This is a genomic window from Nocardia sp. NPDC004260, from assembly GCF_053603155.1.
The window spans coordinates 1-1,403 of the sequence record NZ_JBSGEZ010000265.1 but is presented as its reverse complement, the minus strand read 5'-3'; the positions used below and the strand labels follow the sequence as shown (position 1 = coordinate 1,403).

General features: G+C 66.2%; 2 protein-coding genes. One reads left to right on the top strand and one right to left on the bottom strand.

The genetic code is table 11. From position 1 onward, the window contains the following. The first annotated feature begins 63 nt into the window (after window positions 1-63). Window positions 64-1,176 carry a polyprenyl synthetase family protein gene (locus tag ACWEO7_RS39530; RefSeq protein WP_452430974.1) on the top strand — a complete coding sequence of 371 codons (1,113 nt, stop codon included), beginning with the start codon at window positions 64-66 and terminating at the stop codon, window positions 1,174-1,176. On the opposite strand, the gene ACWEO7_RS39525 is transcribed toward ACWEO7_RS39530, so the two are convergent. Continuing rightward, window positions 1,157-1,403, bottom strand: a 247-nt coding sequence (locus tag ACWEO7_RS39525) for a hypothetical protein (protein ID WP_452430972.1), incomplete at its 5' end; no start/stop codon positions are given. The genes ACWEO7_RS39530 and ACWEO7_RS39525 overlap by 20 nt on opposite strands.

The following is a 1,403-nucleotide window of genomic DNA, read 5'->3' as shown; positions in this document are numbered from 1 at the left end:
GACGCCGTCTCATTTCAGTCCTCGCAGGACAAGCAACAAAAGCGTTCCCCGGAGGTCCCAGCCATGAACGAAGGTAGTGCTATCAGCACCACCGAACCGGTCCTTGACCAGTCCAACCGGCCTCCCACCGCGACGCACTCCCTGAACCCGGATGCGGAGAAGGCTGCTGTCGAGGATCTGCTCAGCCAGGCGCGCATACTGGTCAACCCCCACCTGCGCGCCTCAGTCGCAGCGCTGCCACATGAGATCCGGCGAATCGCCTCATACCACCTCGGCTGGGCGGACAACAACGGCAGAAAGCTCGCCACCGACCGCGGTTGGGGCAAGGGAGTGCGCCCCGCGCTCGTACTGGCCACCGCGCGCGCAGTCGGTGGCGACCCCGCAGCCGCGGTGCCCGCCGCAGCCGCCGTCCAACTCGTCCACGAAGCATCACTCATCCAAGACGATGTCCTCGACCACGACGCCATACGCCGCCACCGGCCCGCAGTCTGGGCCGTCTTCGGTGCCCCCGCAGCCGTCCTCGTCGGGGACGCGCTGTTCTTCGCATCCGTCCGCGCGCTATGGGGAGGCTCGACCCAGCATGCCGCCGCAGCCACGCAAACATTGATCGACGATGTCCAGTGCCTGGTCGCCGGAGAGCTGGCCGACACCCAATTCGAGACCCGCCGCGAGGTGCCACTGGCCCAATGCTGGGCGATGACAGCGGCCAAGACCGCGGCGCTGATGGAATCGGCGTGCGCGTTGGGAGCCCGCTACGGCGACGCCTCCCCCGATCGCATCCACTCCATGGCTCGCTTCGGCCACCACACAGGTATCGCATTCCAATGCCTCGACGACTATCTCGGTATCTGGGGCGACGACCGGACAGGCAAACCCGTACGTGCCGACCTGCGTCGGCGGAAAAAGAGCCTGCCGGTGGCTTACGCCTTGGAGGCCGAGACCCCCGCCGCAGCCGAGCTGGCAGCCCTCTACCGGCAGGACAGGCAACTCACAGATCTCGAAGCCCAGCGGGCCGCGGAGCTGATCGAACGCACGGGCGCACACGCCTGGGTCCTCGGCGAAGCCCGCAAGCACATCGACGCCGCACTCGCCAACCTGGCCGAGGCCCACCCGACGCCCGACGGACGCGATCAGCTCACCGCGCTCGCCCACCACATCACACACCGAAACGCCTGAAACAACCTTGAGGGGGCCCGACCGTGAACGCAACACAATCCGTCGACGAAATAAGCTCATCCGCAAACCAGTTCGCAAAACCACGGACACCGTCGGCGGTGTATTGCCCATTCCCGCTGTCCGACCCCCCGATCGTGTCGGCGTTCATGAAATTCCCCACCAGATCCAGGTTCTCGTTCACGTAATCGGCCAGGGCCGTGTTCACGTAATTCCCCAGCCCGGGGCAG

Excerpts from the sequence above, each read along its gene's own strand:
- ACWEO7_RS39530 (WP_452430974.1), top strand. The coding sequence starts at position 64 with ATGAACGAAGGTAGTGCTATCAGCACCACCGAACCGGTCCTTGACCAG.